The following is a 17,875-nucleotide window of genomic DNA, read 5'->3' on the forward strand; positions in this document are numbered from 1 at the left end:
TCACTCGCCTCCTGCCGATGTCGTCGCCTGCTCGATCGCTTGCTCGAGGTCGGCCAGGATGTCCTCGGGATCTTCGATGCCGACCGACAGACGGACGAGGTCGGGCGTGACGCCGGCGTCGGCCTGCTCCTCGGGCGTGAGCTGGCCGTGGGTCGTGCTCGCGGGGTGGATGACGAGTGTCTTCGCGTCGCCGATGTTCGCGAGGAACTGGGCGACCTCGACGGACTCGCAAAACCGCTTGCCGGCCGCGTAGCCCCCGCGCGCGTCGTCCGAATCCGGCTCCCCGGCGCCCTCGAGGCCGAACGCGATCATGCTCCCGTAATCCGCGAGGTAGGTCGCGGCGTTGTCGTGAGTGGGGTGGCTCTCGAGCCCCGGGTAGGTGACCCAGGCCACGTCGTCGTGGTCGGCGAGGTAGTCGGCGACGATGGCGGCGTTCTCGCAGTGTTTCTCGATTCGGAGAGGAAGCGTCTCGAGTCCCTGGAGCGTCTCCCAGGCGTCGACGGGCGACTGCTGGTTGCCGAGGCTGCGCGTCGACCGGTAGCGGACGGCGGCGGCCAGCGGCGCGTCCGCGAAGTCCCGCGAGAAGTCGACGTCGTGGTAGGCGTCGTTCGGGCCGGCGACCTCCTCGTAGCCGTGGGCGCCCCAGTCGAACGACCCGCCGTCGGCGACGACGCCCCCGACCGTCGTTCCGGAGCCGTGAATCCACTTCGTCGTCGACTCCCAGACCACGTCGGCACCGTGCTCGAGCGGCCGGCACAGCGCGGGCGAGGCGAACGTGTTGTCGACGACCAGCGGGACGCCGTTGCCGTGGGCGATGTCGGCGATCGTTTCGAAGTCGGGGGTGACGAGCGAGGGGTTGCCGACCGTCTCGACGTGAACGAAGGCCGTGTCCTCGTCGATGGCCTCGGCGTAGGCGTCCGCTTCGAGCGTCGGGACGAATCGGGTGTCGATCCCGCGCCGAGCGGCCGTCTTCGCGAAGTACGCGGTCGTCCCCCCGTAGGTGTCCGTCGAACAGACGACGTTGTCGCCGGATTCGGCGAGGACGAGGACGATGGAGTCCAGCGCGGCCATCCCGCTCGCGCTCGCGACGGCGCCGCTCGCGCCCTCGAGCGAGGCGAGGCGCTCTTCGAGAACGTTCACGGTGGGGTTGCTGATCCGCGAGTAGATGTGACCCTCGCGCTCGAGGGCGTACAGGTCGGCGGCGGTATCCGCGTCGTCGAAGGTGTAGGAGGTCGTCTGGTAGATCGGTACCGCGGCCGCACCGGTGGCCGGATCGCCGTCGTAGCCGGCGTGGACGCTCCGGGTGGCCAGCCCGGGGCTCGAGGGGCCGTCGCTCTCGTCGTTGCTCATGTTTCATATGCATACTTCTGCGCAGACTTATGCACAGCAGTAACGGCAAATACGGCCATCGAGTGAGAGCGATTCGCTTGCACGGAGGTCGAACGAGTGTGTTAGAGGGGACTCGAGCCGACCCGGAACTGACGGTTTCATAGGTCTCGAGTGCCAACACGTGCGCGTGCACTCGAACGACCGGGATCGGATCGTCCTCGCGACGGTCGTCTTCGCCGTGCTCTTCTCTCAGCTACTGCTCTACCCGGGCATCGCGGACCTCGTCGAGGCTCTCGGGGCGGGAGAAACCACCTCACCGTTGACGTCGACCGCACTCGACGCCAGTATGTGGTTCCTCGTCGCGGAGTTCGCCGCCTACGTCGTCTTCGTCGGACTCTGGGGAATCGCCAGCGACGCAACCGGCAAGCGGACGCCGTTCATCGTCGCGAGCGCCCTCGCCGGGAGTGCCGGCTACGCCGTCCTCGCGCTCATCGGCGCGTTCGCCTCGCTCTCCTTCGGGGGCGTTCTCCTCTTGCGCGCGTTCCAGGGAGCGATGACCGTCGGCGCGCTCTCGCTCACTATGACGATGCTCATGGACCTCGAGGGCGGCCACGGTCGGAACATGGGCGCGGCCGGGATCGCCATCGGTCTCGGCGCCGCGATGGGTGCCCCGGTCGGCGGGCAACTCACGGCGGTCGACCCCCTCGCCCCGCTCGCGGCCGCAGCCGTCTTGCTCGGTCTGGTCGGCCTCCTCGTGACCCTCGCGACCGACCGCGCACCCAGCACGCGCCGGCGAGCGAGCGCGATCCTGGAGGGCGTCCGACGACGACCGACGCTGTCGATCCCCTACGCGTTCGGCTTCATCGACCGGCTGACGGCTGGCTTTTTCGCGCTGGTCGGGACGCTGTACTTTCAGGCGACGTTCGAGGTGGACGCCGCCACGACCGGCCTCCTGCTCGCGTGCTTTTTCGCCCCGTTCGCCCTCCTGCAGTACCCCATGGGCGCGCTCTCGGATCGCATTGGCCGGACCGTCCCCATCGTCGTCGGGTCGCTCTGTTACGGCGTCGGCATTCTCGCGGTCGGCGCCGCTCCATCGGTTACCCTCGCCGCGGCGATGATGGTCGTCGTCGGCATCCTGGGGGCGCTCATCTCGCCGGCGACGATGGCCCTCGTCACCGACCTCGCGGCCGACGGCGAGCGCGGATTGGCGATGGCCGGGTTCAACCTGGCCGGCAGCCTCGGCTTTCTCGGCGGATTCCTCATCGGAGGCACGGTCGCCAGCCAGTACGGCTACGAGCTGGCGTTCCTCGTCGTCGGCGGCCTCGAGATCGCGATCGCCATCGTCGCCGCACCCGCGTTCGTACACCTCTCGCTCGGCCGGGGATCGCTGTCGCTCGAGGGTCGAGACGTCTAGGCAGACGGAACCCTCTCTAGCGGAGTGAGTTCTCGTCGTATTACTGTCTAATAACGTCGAGATCGGCCTATTTTCGGTGCTTCAGCCGTCGAGAATCGGTCAGTTGACGTGTTGGTTCGTAACAAAAAACCGGCAGTTGCAGGTCATCGTTATATCCATCCGTTTGATGAACCGATGAGTATGGGATCAAAACAACCCTACTCACGACGACGAATACTCGGTATTTCAGGCGTTGCGCTTTCGGCTGTCCTCGCTGGATGTGGCGGGCCGAGCGACGAGGAGGGTGCGCCAGAGAACGAGACCGGTATTGGCGACGACAACGAAACTGATACCGGCGCTGGCGACGAGGAGGACAACGAAACCGACATCGGCGACGATAACGAAACCGACGACAACGAAACCGACATCGGCGACGATAACGAAACCGACGACAACGAAACCGACATCGGCGACGATAACGAAACCGACGACAACGAAACCGACATCGGCGACGATAACGAAACCGACGACAACGAAACCGAAGACGAATAGCCCTTCGCGCATCAACCGGTTTTATCGACCTGGTAGAGCACCGCTCGAGACGACGGACTGACGAGCCGCTGAGCCACGAGGCAGCGTCTCGTGGCTGCCATCCGCGGACGAAACCGGCCGTCTCGACTCCGTATAGCTGTCACGTGAACTAGTAACACGCTCACCACCATCATTGTCAAGTGTTATCACACCCCTTCGATTTGCGAGCTTCTGAGGTTCGAGAAGCGCGTATAGCAACATAGATATACGTTCGAGTCATTTGGTGGATAATGACTGATACGAGAGATATCGTGCTCTTTCTCGGGCTCGCGCTCGTCTGGGGCACCTCGTTCGCGGCGATCGAGATCGGCCTGGCGACCGTGCCTCCGATCCTCTTCGCCGCGTTTCGATTCGACGTCGCGACACTCCTCTTCGTCGCCGCCGTCGCCCTCACCGGTGCGTCCTGGCGGCCGAGCGTTCGAGCCGACTGGCTCCTGATCGCCGTCGGCGGCGGCCTCCTCGTCGGCGCCCACTTCGCGCTGCTCTTTCTCGGCCAGTCGATGGTCTCGAGCAGCGTCGCGGCGGTCGTCCTCAGCCTGACGCCCATCGTGACGCCGCCGCTGGCGCTCGCCTTGCTCCCCCGTGAGCAGATTCGCCCACAGGCCGTCGTCGGGTTGTTGCTGGGACTGGTCGGCGTCAGCACGATCGCCCTCGAGGGCGGTTCGTTCGGCGGCCAGGCCCTCGGTGTCGGCCTGTTGTTCGTCTCCGCCGTCGTCTTCGCCCTGGGTTCGGTGCTGACCGAACGTACCCGGGGAACGCTGCCGATCGTCTCCCAGCAGGCCTGGGCGATGGGCCTCGGCGCACTCGTCCTGCACACCCTCAGCGGCCTCCACCCCGCCGAGACCCTGGTCGGCCTCGAGGTGACGACCGACGCGGTGCTCGCCCTGGCGTACCTCGCCGTCGTCGCCACCGGCGGCGGGTTCTTCGTCTACTTCGTCCTCCTCGAGCGCATCGGGGCGACGGAGCTCAGTCTCGTCAACTACGCCGTGCCGGTCGTCGCAGCGGCCGTCGGCTGGGCGGCGCTGGGCGAGTCGCTCACCGTCGGGACGGTCGCGGGGTTCACGCTGATCATCGTCGGCTTCGCGCTGTGTAAACTCGGCGCCCTCTGGCAGACGGCCGCGCCCGCGATCGGCTACGGTCCCTACCGTCCGAGCGACACCGACGGCGTCGTCGTCGGAGGGAACGTCTACCTCGTGGACGAAGGCCAGGACCGAACCCCCGAATCGACGCGGGCGACTCGAGGCGACGCCGTCGCTGCGGACTAGCAACCGACACGCGGCTCGAGTACCTTGTCGCGACCGTCACACCTGGTCGGCCACCCGTTGTGGAATTGTGCCATTCACAAGGACCATAGCCTCACGTGACCCAGTACCGCCTATCAGGTGAGCCCCGTGACCGAGAAACGCGAATACAGAGACGACTACCCCGACAAGACGCTGTACATTCCGGGTCCGACCGAAGTGCGCGAGGACGTCATCGAGGCGATGTGCGAGCCGATGTTCGGCCACCGGATGGACCGCATGACCGACCTCTACACGACCATCGTCGAGGACACGAAGGACTTCCTCGGCACCGACAACAACGTGATCGTCCTCACGGGGTCGGGAACCGAGTTCATGGAGAGTTCGATCCTCAACCTCGTCGACGAGCACGTCCTCGTCACGACCTGCGGGAGCTTCAGCGAGCGCCAGGCCAATGTCGCCGAACGCCTCGGCAAGACCGTCGACACCCTCGAGTACGAGTGGGGGCAGGCGGTGAAACCAGAGGGCGTGCGCGAGCGCCTCGAGGAGAGCGACACCGACTACGACGTCGTCACCTGCGTAATGAACGAGAGTTCGACCGGCGTCCGCAATCCCGTAGAGGAAATCGGCGACGTCGTCGCCGAGTACCCTGACACCTACTTCGTCGTCGACGCCGTCTCCGCGCTGGGAGGCGATTACGTCGACATCGACGCCCACGGCATCGACGTCATCTTCACCTCGGTCCAGAAGGCGTTCGCCATGCCGCCCGGACTCGCCGTCTGCGTCGTCAGCGAGGACGCCTACGAGCGCGAACTCGAGAGCGATTCCGCGTCCTGGTACGGCGGCTTCCAGCGAACTATCGACTACTACGACCGGAAGGGCCAGACCCACTCGACGCCTGCCATCCCGGTCATGCTCGCGTACCGAACACAGATGAAACACATGCTCGAGGAGGGTCACGACGCACGCAACGAGCGCCACCGGGAAATGGCCGAGTACACCCAGGAGTGGGCCCGCGAGCACTTCGACATGTTCCCCGAAGAGGGCTACGAGTCCCAGACGGTGAGCTGCATCGAGAACACCCGGGACATCGACGTCGCCGGTACCATCGAGGCCGTCTCTGAGGAGTGCGACATGGTCTTCTCGAACGGCTACGGCTCGGCACTGGGCGAGAAGACGTTCCGCATCGGTCACATGGGCGAACACGATCTCGAGTCCATCGAAGCGTTGACCGACGCAATCGAGGACGTCGCCGGGTTGTGAGCCGGCGGCGGGACGGACGGCCTCGCAGCCGTCGTCTTGAGTCGCCGCGGCCGATTACTGCGTGTAGGAACTCTCGCCGACGGTTTCGACGTACTCGCCGCGACCGGTCGACCCCGAGTCGTCGAAATCGGTAATGCGGACGCGGACGCGCTTTTCTACGTGCCCGGGGCTGGCCCCTTCGACGTACAGCACGGTGTCACCGATGCGGGCGACGCCGGTGTTGTTCGCGTCGAATTCCGAGAGGAAGACGTCCACCTCGGTTCCTGGGGTGAGCGTTGGCCTGGTCGTTCGGAAGTGCCACCCGCTGAGGAACTTCTCGAGGACGCTCATACGCGGGCCACCTCCTCCGATTCGCGGTCGATGACGTACTCCCGGCCGAAACCGGTGATCGCCGCGAGGACGAACACCGCCACCAGCAGCCAGCCGTGGAAGACGAACGGGACGACGTCGATCGGATTGACGATCAGCGACTCGCCGAACCAGTCGTACGTATCCGGCAAATCCTGCATCTCGGAGTAGCCCACCAGGACCCCGCCCGACCACGGGAAGATGTAGCCGAGTGCGGCCGTCTGAGCGTCCAGTATGTTCGCGCGCCGGTAGCCATTGATGTTGAAGCGCTCGCCGACCTTCGAGATGTAGGGACCAATCGCTACCTCGGCGGCGGTGTTGATCGTGATCGTCGCGTTGATCAGCGCGGCGGATCCAACCATCGTCAGTTCGGCGTTGCGGACGTTCGTCGCGAGCGTGTCGAGCGACCAGTCGAGTACCGCCTGGAACGCGCCGCCGCGGATCATGATCTGGGCGGCGCCGATGATGAACAGGACGAGGATCGACAGCGTGAAGAAACCGGCGGCGCCCTCGACCAGGCTGCCGGTCACGGCCGGATCGTCGCCCTGAGCGACGATCTCGACGATCGGCAGGACCGCCAGTTGGTCCACCGCCGGTGCATCGGTGGGCGCCTCGAAGTTGACGATGGCGCTCGGCGCCGTGAGCCCGAACAGGAGGTTCGAAGCTACCGCGAAGACGATCCCCCAGGAGATGGCCTCGACGATGTGTCGCCCGGCGACCGCCGTCACGATGACGACACCCATCGAGAGCAGGTGTACGAGTCCGAGCGGAGTGCTCTCCTCGACGAAGAGCTGTCTGGCTTCGGCCCCGTTGGTGATCTCGGCGCCTGGGAGCACGGAACTGGCGACGATGTACCCGACGAACGCGATCACCGCGGCGATGATCGCGTACTTGAACCGAGACGCGACGACGCCGCCGATGTCAGCGTCCTGCGTGACGGCGCTGACGATCGTCGTGTCGCTGACTGGTGCAAGGTTGTCGCCGAAAATTGCGCCCGACAGGATCGCACCGAACAGCAACACCGGGTTCGCTCCCAGGAGCACCCCGGCCGGGAAGAACAGGGCGACGAACGCGATCGTCGTCCCGTAACCCGTCCCGATGCCGGTCGCGAGGAGCGCCGCCAGCACGAACGTGATCGCGGGGAACAGTGCCGCGCCGACGCCCGTGAGGTCAGCCAGCCAGACCAGCCCCTCGACGAACCCACCGGTCTGCATCGTCTCCGCGAACATCCCGGCCCAGACCCAGGCGACGATCGCCGTTACCGCGACCGGTTGGGTCATCCCCTCGAAGATGGTGTTCGCGTACCCCTTCCAGGAGCCCTTCACGAAGAACATCCCGAGAATGAGTCCCAGGAGGATCCCGAGCACGAGCCCCTCTTCGCTCGAGATGCGCAACAACGCGGTCTGGACGATCGCCCAGAGGACGAAGAACGCGATCGGAAGCGCGCTCATTCCTCGACCGCCGTAGAACGTGATCGCCGGTTCCGTATCGCTCGGGTCTACGAACTGTTCGTCGGCCAGGCCTTCCTCGTCTGGTGGATCGTCTCTACGTGACATTTCATCACCGCGCGTACGTTGTTACCAATGTACAATATAATTCACGGAGTCGTCAGTCGACATTCAACGGGACGGGAGAGCCATAGCCGCCTTGAGCACCGAACGAACCGAGGTGTCGTCTATCGGATTTCGGACGAAACCTCGGTGCAGTGGCCGAGAACACGACTCGAGCAACGCGAGAGGCGTGTTCCCCGGGGGAAGGCAGGCATTCCACTGACGCTCACCGCGAGGGAGGCTGACGGCCGACCGAGCGGGCCGACGACTGACCCGGAACGAACGGAGTGAGGAGAGGGGAAGGAGGAGTGTTCTCACGAGCAACGCGAGTGAGAACTCGGAAGTCGCAGTCCGTGAGCGGAGCGAACGAAATCGTCTTCCGTAGCTTTTGGCCGAGCTTTTACCGAGTGACAGCGAACCGGACGGCAGCATTGCTGCCGTCCGTGAGCTAGAACGCAGCGTAAAAGGTCGTTTTACTGGATGTGGCCTTCCCGCCTGAGCTGGTCGGCGTCGGCCTTCTCGTAGCGCCAGGTGATGTCGGCCTTCTCGTCCTGCCAGTCCCAGGGGGAAACGAGGACGACGTCGTCCTCGCGGATCCAGATCCGCTTTTGCATCTTCCCCGGAATGCGGGCCGTGCGCTCCTCGCCGTCGGCACACCGCACTTTCACGCGGTTCGCCCCGAGCATGTTCGTGACGGTCGCAAAGACCTCGTCGTCGTCGGGCATTCGGAGGTTCTTGCGCCCACCCTCGTCGTCGCTCATATGCCGGCGTTTGCTCCCGGTACGGTTAAGGTTTTATCGTTTCTCACCGCCGTTCGGCCCGTACCGCGGTTCTGACGACTCGAGCCAGGCCCATCGTGATCGCGACCGAGCCGACGAGCATGAGTCCCGAAAAGAGGACGAAGCCGAGCGCTCGAGCCCCGAGTGCCGTGTACTCGAGAAAGGGTGCGGTGAAGCGGTAGCCGAAGACGAGCACGATCACGCCGACGGCGATTCGGATGGCGGCCTGCCAGTACGCGCCGTACTCCTCGGGTGAGACCTCCATGTTCGTGTCTGTCCCTCTGGCTCGAGGTGGCGCTCACGGGTGATAACTTCCGGTGGTCGTCGACGCCGTTACTGTGTCGAGGGTCCGGTCTGACTCGAGTCGCCCGACGAACTCGACTCTTCCGACCTACCCGATGCACCCGACTCTCCCAATGCACTCGACTCACCCGACGCACCTGACACACCCATCTCGAGTCCGTCCCGAAGCTGTCTCGCCACGCGAGCCCCCACTAGCTGATCTATCCGTCGGCCCTCGAGAATCTCGCGACTCCGCTGGGCGGCCTCCGCGTCGACGGCGAACTCGAGAGTCGTATTCGAGTAGTCGACGCGCGAAAGGACCAGCGACTCCGGTGCCGCGGGGGCGATGCCCTCGTGGCCGGGGAGCGGTTCGGAGTCGAGCGCGCGGTCGATTTTCTCGAGGGGTTCCTCACCGCTCCCGACGGCGCGAGCGAGCGAGACGAGCCGGCGAACGAGTTCGCGCGCGAACCCGGGCGCGCTGACGGTGATTTCGAGGAACGGCCCGTCTCGCTGGGCCTCGAGCGTCGGCGACCGGCGGGTCCCCTCCTCGTCGGGTGTGAGGTTGTGGAAGTCGTGGGGTCCGGAGAGGGCCTCGAGGGCGGCGTGAAAGCGGTTGTCGTCGACGGATTCGGTCGTTTCGACGGTTTCGGCCGGTGCATCGAGGCCGGAGCCGGTGCCAGAACCCGCTCGAGGCGCGTACAGGTGATAGGTGTACACCCGGCGCGTGGCGTGGTGGGTCGCGTGGAAATCCGCCGACGCGTCCGCGCTGGCCCAGGCCCGTACGTCGCCCGGAAGCGCCGAGTTCAGCGCCCGCGGGGTGAGCCAGCCGGGGGCCTCGAACGCGACCGTCTGGGCGAGCGCCGAGACCCCGGCGTCCGTCCGCCCGGCCGCCGCGTACCCCGCTGGTTTGGGGTCGTCGCCGAGCACCTCGAGCTCCCGGACTGCGTCGAAGATGGCGTCCTCGACGGTCGGGACGTCGGGCTGGCGCTGGAAGCCGTAGTAGCTGGTCCCGTCGTAGGCGATCCGGTAGGCGCGCATCGGTTCTCGAGCGTCGAGACGGTCCTGTGGTGGTTAGGCCCGTCGGTTCCGGTTCCAATTCCAGCACCCAGTGCCGAATCGGCCGCTCGAGCGCCAGGTGTCGACGGCTACTTCCAGTCGCCCGTGTTCTCGCCGTGAATTTCGCCCTTCGCCTTCCGCCTGCTCGGCCACATTGCGAGTAACGCGATCGCGAGGTAAAACGCCCCGAGCACCCCCACGACGACGACCCCACTGGCACCCGGCAGTGCGGCCGCTTCGGTCCACTGCGTCTCCGGGGCGAAGAGCGTCACCTTCGCGATCCAGGCGAGTCCGACGATGACGAACAACAGCCCGTAGATGCGTCGTATACGGCGGGAGAGCGCCTCGAGGAGCGAGACTTTGAACGTCGGCTCGCGCAGGTCGGTGCCCAGTTCCTCGCGCCACCGCGGGTGCTCGACGCCGACCGGCTCCAGGGCGTTCGCGAAGACGTTCTCCTGGACGAACCGGACTCGAGCCCGGTACATGTCGTAGAAGCGGTAGCGTCGAACTTCGTAGGAGAGGAAGATACAGAGGACGACGAGGCCGATCAATAGCAGGTAGGCGGGCATCTCACGGCTCGAGAACACGAGCGACAGCAGCGCCGCGATGACCGTGATCGCCCAGTTGGTCGTCTGATCGATCCGGTCCTGTGCGTTGTTGGCCTGGCTGACCTCGCCCCGGTAATAGTGCGGTAAGAGCGCGAGGAGGGAGTCGCTCTCGTCGGCGATTTCGGCGGCGATCTCCTGATCCTCCCGGTCGAGCGGGGAGTTCGCGCGATCGGCGCGATCACTGCCTCTCATAGACGTCGTTCGATCCCCAGACGGGTAACGGGCTATTGGCCGTCGATCCGACTATCACCTTCGACGAACGCTCACCCGGTGACACCTATTTACGCAGGGTTGGTGGACGATGCGTATGGACGAGGACCTCCTGACCGTGGCCGACGAGAGATCGCTGACCGCTGTCGCGGGAACGTTGCGAGCGATCGCCGACCAGCTCGAGCGCGGTGACCGGCTTCGTCTTGAGGGAACCGATAGACAGGTAGCCGTTCCGCTTCCCGACTCGGTCGCGTTCGAGGTGGGACTGGAACTCGAGGGGGTAGACGAGAGCGAAGAGGAGGACGGAGACGAAACCGACCGTGGGAGCGAAAGCGAGGACAGCGGTGAAGCCGGGGACGAGGAGACGCACTTCGAACTCGAGATCGAACTCGAGTGGCCGGTGACCGACGCGGACGCCGCCGAGGTAGTATCGACGGCCAAGTCGGGCGAGCAGGTGGAATCGACGGTCAAGACGGACCGGATCGACGCCGAGTGCCCCCACGAAGTGGTCGCCATCGCCTCGCCACCTGAATCACTCGCCGAGTTCCGGTTGTTCGAGGACCGGGCCGGCGAGTGGCGCTGGCACCTCCGCCACCAGAACGGGAACATCATTGCGGACAGCGGCGAGGGATACACGTCGAAGCAGAGCGCCCGCAACGGCATTCGAAGCGTCGTACGGAACGCGCCGGGCGCGAGCGTGCTCGAGGAGCGCCCCGAGTAACCCCGGTTCGGGTGCTCAAGGACCTGCATACGCTGGCCCGATGGCCTTCCCCATCTGCGGCGCATGAGTCGTATGGTAACGGGCGACGCTAACGAGCGTGATGTACAGACCCATCGAACCGCGCGGAACGTCGTTCTCGTCGTTCTCGACACGGCGCGAAAGACGAGCGTCTCGCGGGAGACGATGCCGACGCTTACCCAGCTCGCCGAAGCGGGGACGACGTTCGAACGCGCGTTCGCGACGGCCCCCTGGACGCTCCCATCGCACGCGTCCCTGTTTACCGGCACCTACACCAGCGAACACGGCGCCCACGGCGGGCACACCTACCTCGATGAGAACCTCCGGACACTCCCGGAGGCCTTTCGAGACGCCGGCTACGAGACCGTCGGCGTCTCGAACAACACCTGGATCACCGACGAGTTCGGCTTCGACCGGGGGTTCGACGACCTCCGTCGCGGCTGGCAGTACATCCAGTCCGATGTCGACATGGGCACCGTCGTTCGCGGCGAGGACCTCCGCGAGAAACTCGAGGCGACGCGCGACCGCCTCTTCGAGGGAAACCCGCTGATCAACGCCGCGAACGTCCTCTACAGTGAAGTCCTCCAGCCGAGCGGCGACGACGGCGCCGACCGGACGACGGCGTGGATCGCCGACTGGCTCCACTCGCGAGAAGACGACCGGCCGTTCTTCCTGTTTTGTAACTACATCGAACCCCACATCACGTACGATCCCCCTCGAGAATTCGCCGAGCGATTCCTGCCCGACGGCTGGAACTACGAGGCGGCGACGGATATCCGCCAGGACCCCCGGGCCTACGACTGCGAGGACTACGATCTCTCCGAATCGGCGTTCGCCGCCCTCCACGGCCTCTACCGTGCCGAACTCGCCTACGTCGACAGCCAGCTCGAGCGCCTCCGGGACGCGCTCCAGTCGGCCGGCGTCTGGGAGGAGACGCTGCTGGTCGTCTGTGGCGACCACGGCGAGAACGTCGGGGACCACGGCTTCTTCGGCCACCAGTACAACCTCTACGACACCCTGATCCACGTCCCGCTGGTCGTTCACGGCGGGGCGTTCACCGACGGCGGGCGACGGACGGACTTCGTTCAGTTGCTCGACCTGCCCGAGACGGTACTCGAGGCGACTGGCGTGTCGGATCCGGACCTCGAGGCTCAGAGCCGGGGGCGGTCGTTCCATCCCGACGCGATCACCGAGACGAGGGACGCGGTGTTTGCCGAGTACGTCGCCCCCCAGCCGTCGATCGAACGCCTCGAGGCCCGGTTCGGATCGCTTCCAGAGCAGGTCTACACCTACGACCGTCGGCTACGAGCGATCCGCACGGACCAGTACAAGTACGTCTGTGGCGACGACGGGTTCGAGTGCCTGCACGCTATCTCGAGCGATCCGGCCGAGACGGTCGACCTGTCCGACCAGAATCGCGACCGCGTCGGGGCGCTTCGCGAGCGACTCGAGGCACACTTCGAGGGCGTCGATACCGTTGAACACCCCGCCGAGGGAGCCGCTCCGGAGATGGCGGACTCGACGAAGGATCGACTAGCCGACCTCGGGTATCTCTAGCTGGCTCGGCCCGGATCAGCGAAGGCGAGCACAAGCGCTGTTCGGCGTTTGGAGACGCATCAACCAGTGAAACAGTCAACCAGCGTGGGTGTTTAACCCGGTCGAGCTCTCGGCCAGATCGGTTTGGAGCGTGAATTTCAGGGTTTAACGCCACGATAATGAAGGGCGACCCGTGTATTGGAATCCGTATGAAGCCATTCCGAATCGACCCCTGTCCAGACTCAGTGGATGTGGACGGCCGGAAACACCAACTCATGGGGAGGCGGTGAGAGGATGACAGGACGACACAATCGATCGAATGGGACATCGACGACGGACCGAACAACCGACGACTCAGGCCTCGACGTACTACTAATCGGTATCGACGCTGGCTGTCTACCGGTCTTCGAACGACTCTACGAGGAAGGACGCATTCCGAACCTCGAGCGACTCTGTACCGGGCCCGGGAACGTCTCGGCCCCGCTCGAGTCACAGATTCCGCCGTGGACGCCGAGCGCGTGGCCGTCGATTTTCACCGGCGTCAATCCCGGCAAACACGGCGTCGTCGGCTTCGTCGGTTACGACGGCTACGACTGGCACGTCTCCAGCAATGACGACGTCCAGGAACGCTCGCTCTGGTCACTCCTGGATCACCACGATCGCTCGAGCGTCGTCGTGAACGTACCGGTGACCCACCCCCCAGACGAATTCGACGGCGCGATCATCCCCGGGTTCATCGGTCCGGAGAACCCGAAGTGTCACCCCGAAGGAACGCTCGAGGACGTTCGGGAAGCCATCGGCGAGTACCGCGTCTATCCATGCTACACTCGAGGCGACGAGTCGGTCTCCGACCGCGAGAAGATGGCCGAGTACCAGCGCCTCATTCGCATGCGCGGGGAAGCGTTCCGGTATCTCGTCGGCAAGCACGAGCCGGACTTCGGGTTCGTCCAGTTCCAGAAGACCGACACCGTCTTTCACGAGTTCGCGGGTGACCCCGACAAGGTCGAGACGGTGTACGAGGCGACGGACGACCAGATCGGGAAGATTCTGGAGGAGTGTGACCCAGACACCGTCTTCGTCGTGAGCGATCACGGGATGGGGCCGTACGAGGGCTACGAATTCCGGATCAACGAATTTCTCGAGGAGGCAGGATACCTCGAGACGACGACCAGCGGGAAGGGGATGCCCTCGTGGCAGCCCATGCGCCACCAGCTTCGAGAAGGGAAAGATTGTGACAGCTGGGAACCGACGATGGCCGAGCGAGCGGCCGCCGTCGCCGCGAGGTTCGGCATTACCGCCAGACGGGCTCGAATTGCCCTCGAGCGGGTCGGTCTCGCTGACCACGTTATCAAGTACGCCCCGCAGAACGTCGCTCGGACGGCCAACCGGCAGGTCGACTTCGCCGCCTCGCAGGCGTACGTCCGCGCTCGAACCGAACTCGGCGTTCGGATCAACCTCGAGGGGCGAGAGCCCAACGGCGTCGTCTCGCCGTCGGAGTACGACGCCCTCCGCGAGTCGTTGATGGCGGATCTTCGAAGCGTCGAGACGCCCGACGGGGAGCCAGTCTTCGAGACGGTCGCCCCTCGAGAGGAGTACTTCCACGGACCCTACGAGGAACACGCCGTCGACATCGTGACGATTCCTGCCGACTTCGAACACGCGCTCTCGGAGGAATTGCTTGGCGAACAGTTCGGTCCCGTCGAACCGTGGAATCACAAACTCGACGGCGTCTTCGCCGCGAGCGGAGCAGGAATCGACGAGAACGCAGCGCTTGGATACCCATCCATCTACGACGTGGCACCGACCGTGCTAGCCGCACTGGGGATTCCCCAGAGCGATCGGATGGACGGGACGGTACTTCCAATCGTTGACTCGCTGGGAACCGAGGCGTATCCGACTGCCGCCGAATCGACGCCGGCAAATCGCGACGGTGCAGACGAGACGGTAACCGCTCGTCTCGCCGACCTCGGGTATATGAACTGACCGTTTCAGCCAGTGGAACAGTCGCTCGGTCTTATTTTACTCATAAGTATTGTCCCCGTCGCCAATAGGACAGGTATACTGGCACATGGGCTTCGTAGCACACGTTTCACTGTTGCACCCGGACCTCGTTCTCGTACCCACGATACGGGCAAAGCCGGATGTGACGATACGATACGAGTACGGTGTCGTGACCGACGGGGGTGAACGGTGCTTTGTCTCGGTGTTTGGCGACGACCTCGAACGAGTCGAGGAGAGAATGGCCGACGACCACACCATTTCGAATCCGGTCCGGGTAGCGACGTTCGAAGGGCGAGCGATTTACCAGCTATCCATCGAGACGAACCTCGAGATCGTTCCGTACCGATGTGCTGCCAGGGGCGTTTTCGTGTTCGAGACGATCAGCAACGAGAAGGGGTGGACAGTCCGGATACACGTCCCGGACCGGGAGGCGCTATCAGCGTTTCGCGAGTACTGTCGGTCCTGGTCGATCACGTTTCGAGTTAATCGGCTGTCCCAGTCGACGGCCGAGGACGACGACGACACCTACTTTCTCACAGAACAGCAACACGAGATTCTCTCGAAAGCGTACTACTCCGGATACTTCGAGATCCCGCGTCGTGCCTCCCAGAACGACCTGGCGAATCAGCTCGGAATCTCGACTTCGGCGGTCTCTCAGCGGATTCGCCGTGCCGTCGCCGAGCTGATCGAGTCGACCCTCGAGAACGATCGAACGCCCGATCGCTAAGTCGCGAACTGACCGCCTCGTCCGCTAAATAGGCTCATCGACAACACCACCCCGACAATGTGGTGTCGCGATCCACCTTCAGTTCCAGTACCAGCGATTCTCGGCACCTGAGAACGCGCCCGTTCGTGAGCGACGCGCGCGTCTACCCGTATCTGACCGTCCCACGGGTTCCGAGCACAGAATCGCATCTCGCCTGCCCCTGCAAGTCGGTGGGACTGGGTGGGACAGTGGGTGACCCACGGTTGTTAGACGTTCCCACCCGGCAGTGACAATGGTTCGACGGTCTTCGCTCCTGAAACAGAATACGGGCCTTATAAGGACCCAGAACACCGTTTAGAGCCATGTTGCATCTGGTAAAACAATCATAACACGATATTTCCGAGATTATCACTCGGATAATCCGACCCGTCTTAAAGGCTGGATATCCGAATCCATAGATATTGGCCCGGGACGTTACTCTAAACAAAGTGAATATCAATGGCGAAACGAAGTGGTGCAAAATATTCGGGTACTCAACCTTTGGATTTCCAAAACGAATCCCAGGCAGGAGACGAGCACAACTCATCGAACAACGACGGACGTTCGCGGCGCGCATTTATGGGCGGGGTCGCCGCTGCCGGCGCTTCTCTCGTGGGAATGACCGCGAGTGCCAGCGCAGCAACGGGCACGTACAGTCACTATTACGACGAGTACAGCAACGTCATCGACGTCACCGACGCGGGTGCTGATAACACGGGATCGAAATCGATCACCCCCGTGCTCGAGAAACTGCGCGCGGACGATACGCTGCTGGTCTTCCCCGAGGGCCGGTATTACATCGACGAACAGCTCCGGTTTACTGGCTTCGACAACTTCGGCATGGTTGGGGAGAACGCGACGCTCGTGCCCGCGAACTACTACAACTTCGACGGCCCGCAGTACCGGCTCTTCCGTCTCGGCGTCGGCTACAGACCAGGACGCCGTCTTCGTTTCGAGGGATTCGACATCGACCAGACGGCCCCCGACACCGGGATTCGCGTCATCGAGGCCCACGTCTCCGATCGCCTCGAGGTGCGCGACATCAACATCAAAGGCCAGCACGACAGCGGGACGTGGGGACCAGGCCTGTTCAACGTCACTGATTCGAGCGGCTACGGCATCGTCGAGCGCTTCCGCGCCCCCCAGGGTGGCGAGTGGATCGACAACACCCCGACCGCCGGCGAACGCTGGCGCGGGCCGACCGGCATCCTGGCCAACCAGAACGCCGGCACCCTCGAGTTCAAACACTGTACGCTCGGTGCCTTCCCCGACAACGGTCTCTACGCCGCCGGCGGAAGCGGGAAAATCATCGTGAGTGGTGGCACCTACCGGAACAGTAACGGCGCGAACATCCGCGTCGGTGGCAACGGCAGCGAGATCAACTGGCCAAGCGTCAAAATCGACGACACCCGTCCGGAGGACGAGGGCCAGCGCGGAATCCGGATCGAGAACGGCAAGAACCTGCGTATCAAGGGAGCGGCCGTCGAAACCACCTCCCCGATGCCGACCAGTCACGCGATCTCGGTGATGCCCACCTGTGACAGCACTCGAATCGAGCGCGTCCGCATTGACATGCAGGGCAACGACGTCAATCACGGCATCGTCGTCTCCCCCAACTGCGGGGAGGTCATCATCGTCGAGACGCAGATCAACCACGAAACCGCCGGCGGCTACCCGCTGTGGATCCGCAACACGAACGCGACCGACCGCGTGCTCGCCGAATACCTCACGATCACCGGCGAGGCAGGCGACGCCTCCGGATTCCGTGACGGCATCCGCGTCGAGCGAGACAACTGCCGGTTCAACGTGACCGAGGTCAACCAGTCCGCGCGCAGTGGCGCCACCCGAAACGCGATCACGTCGACCGCCGACGACCTGACGGTCTGGAAGAGTACCCTTCGCGCGAGCAAGTACCCCTACGTCGACCTCGGAGACGACAATCTCGTCATGTCTTCCGATCTCGAATCGACCGGCGGCAAACAGGCGGCCTGCCTGTACGATTCGGTGAACGGTGTCTCGTTCAAGTACAACCGTCTCGTCAACGGCATCCGCGACTTCGGCGCGAGTAACGTCTACACCTACTCGAACACGTCATCCTGAACGCCAGACGGGAGCCTGGTTCGGGCGTAATAGCTGCCGGGAAACGCTACTTAGTCCCCCTATAATAACACGCTGTCAGGCTGTTTGTCCACCCAGTGACTGTG

General features: G+C 64.3%; 16 protein-coding genes. 9 read left to right on the plus strand and 7 right to left on the minus strand.

Annotation, left to right across the window (positions count from 1 at the left end; genetic code table 11):
* Complete coding sequence (locus NGM29_RS02350; RefSeq protein WP_254158650.1) at nucleotides 1-1,350, minus strand: O-acetylhomoserine aminocarboxypropyltransferase/cysteine synthase family protein; 1,350 nt, start codon at nucleotides 1,348-1,350, stop codon at nucleotides 1-3.
* Nucleotides 1,351-1,516: 166 nt separating this feature from the next.
* Here NGM29_RS02350 and NGM29_RS02355 point away from each other — a divergent pair, with 166 nt between their 5' ends.
* The 4 genes from NGM29_RS02355 to NGM29_RS02370 all read left to right on the plus strand — a co-directional run bounded on the left by NGM29_RS02355 (nucleotide 1,517) and on the right by NGM29_RS02370 (nucleotide 5,817).
* The gene (locus NGM29_RS02355; RefSeq protein ID WP_254158651.1) at nucleotides 1,517-2,743 is read left to right on the plus strand and encodes an MFS transporter; all 1,227 of its coding nucleotides are present in this window, start codon (nucleotides 1,517-1,519) and stop codon (nucleotides 2,741-2,743) included.
* 180 nt (nucleotides 2,744-2,923) lie between these two features.
* On the plus strand, nucleotides 2,924-3,274 hold the full coding sequence (locus NGM29_RS02360) for a hypothetical protein (RefSeq protein ID WP_254158652.1): 351 nt from the start codon (nucleotides 2,924-2,926) through the stop codon (nucleotides 3,272-3,274).
* Between the two features lie 269 nt (nucleotides 3,275-3,543).
* Complete coding sequence (locus NGM29_RS02365) at nucleotides 3,544-4,578, plus strand: DMT family transporter (RefSeq protein WP_254158653.1); 1,035 nt, start codon at nucleotides 3,544-3,546, stop codon at nucleotides 4,576-4,578.
* Nucleotides 4,579-4,704: 126 nt separating this feature from the next.
* Entirely contained in the window at nucleotides 4,705-5,817 is a 1,113-nt protein-coding gene (locus tag NGM29_RS02370) for a pyridoxal-phosphate-dependent aminotransferase family protein (RefSeq protein WP_254158654.1), read from the plus strand.
* A 54-nt stretch (nucleotides 5,818-5,871) separates the two neighbouring features.
* On the opposite strand, the gene NGM29_RS02375 is transcribed toward NGM29_RS02370, so the two are convergent.
* The 6 genes from NGM29_RS02375 to NGM29_RS02400 form a co-directional block, all read right to left on the minus strand.
* Nucleotides 5,872-6,147, minus strand: coding sequence for a DUF7513 family protein (locus NGM29_RS02375; RefSeq protein ID WP_254158655.1), 276 nt, complete (start codon nucleotides 6,145-6,147; stop codon nucleotides 5,872-5,874).
* A complete protein-coding gene (locus tag NGM29_RS02380) occupies nucleotides 6,144-7,721 on the minus strand; it encodes a Na+/H+ antiporter NhaC family protein (protein ID WP_254158656.1) in 1,578 nt (525 codons plus the stop codon). The genes NGM29_RS02375 and NGM29_RS02380 overlap by 4 nt, the downstream gene beginning before the upstream one ends.
* A 467-nt stretch (nucleotides 7,722-8,188) precedes the next feature.
* Nucleotides 8,189-8,476, minus strand: coding sequence for a translation initiation factor eIF-1A (gene eif1A, locus NGM29_RS02385; RefSeq protein WP_253431206.1), 288 nt, complete (start codon nucleotides 8,474-8,476; stop codon nucleotides 8,189-8,191).
* Nucleotides 8,477-8,519: 43 nt separating this feature from the next.
* Nucleotides 8,520-8,759: a hypothetical protein gene (locus tag NGM29_RS02390; protein ID WP_254158657.1), complete on the minus strand. Its 240-nt coding sequence runs from the start codon at nucleotides 8,757-8,759 to the stop codon at nucleotides 8,520-8,522.
* A 68-nt stretch (nucleotides 8,760-8,827) separates the two neighbouring features.
* Entirely contained in the window at nucleotides 8,828-9,814 is a 987-nt protein-coding gene (truA, locus tag NGM29_RS02395; RefSeq protein WP_254158658.1) for a tRNA pseudouridine(38-40) synthase TruA, read from the minus strand.
* Between the two features lie 107 nt (nucleotides 9,815-9,921).
* Nucleotides 9,922-10,632 (minus strand): DUF2270 domain-containing protein, encoded by a 711-nt coding sequence (locus tag NGM29_RS02400; protein WP_254158659.1) that lies wholly within the window; start codon nucleotides 10,630-10,632, stop codon nucleotides 9,922-9,924.
* Nucleotides 10,633-10,747: 115 nt separating this feature from the next.
* Between NGM29_RS02400 and NGM29_RS02405 the strand changes: the two genes are divergently transcribed.
* From NGM29_RS02405 to NGM29_RS02425, 5 genes are all read left to right on the plus strand, one after another.
* Complete coding sequence (locus NGM29_RS02405; RefSeq protein ID WP_254158660.1) at nucleotides 10,748-11,371, plus strand: HVO_2922 family protein; 624 nt, start codon at nucleotides 10,748-10,750, stop codon at nucleotides 11,369-11,371.
* A 63-nt stretch (nucleotides 11,372-11,434) separates the two neighbouring features.
* Nucleotides 11,435-12,946 (plus strand): sulfatase, encoded by a 1,512-nt coding sequence (locus NGM29_RS02410; protein ID WP_425499206.1) that lies wholly within the window; start codon nucleotides 11,435-11,437, stop codon nucleotides 12,944-12,946.
* A gap of 273 nt (nucleotides 12,947-13,219) precedes the next feature.
* Entirely contained in the window at nucleotides 13,220-14,908 is a 1,689-nt protein-coding gene (locus NGM29_RS02415) for an alkaline phosphatase family protein (RefSeq protein ID WP_254158662.1), read from the plus strand.
* An 85-nt stretch (nucleotides 14,909-14,993) separates the two neighbouring features.
* Nucleotides 14,994-15,653: a helix-turn-helix domain-containing protein gene (locus tag NGM29_RS02420; protein WP_254158663.1), complete on the plus strand. Its 660-nt coding sequence runs from the start codon at nucleotides 14,994-14,996 to the stop codon at nucleotides 15,651-15,653.
* 636 nt (nucleotides 15,654-16,289) lie between these two features.
* Complete coding sequence (locus NGM29_RS02425) at nucleotides 16,290-17,771, plus strand: right-handed parallel beta-helix repeat-containing protein (RefSeq protein WP_425499246.1); 1,482 nt, start codon at nucleotides 16,290-16,292, stop codon at nucleotides 17,769-17,771.
* Nucleotides 17,772-17,875: the final 104 nt, after the last annotated feature.

The organism is Natronosalvus rutilus (assembly GCF_024204665.1).
Lineage (GTDB): Archaea > Halobacteriota > Halobacteria > Halobacteriales > Natrialbaceae > Natronosalvus > Natronosalvus rutilus.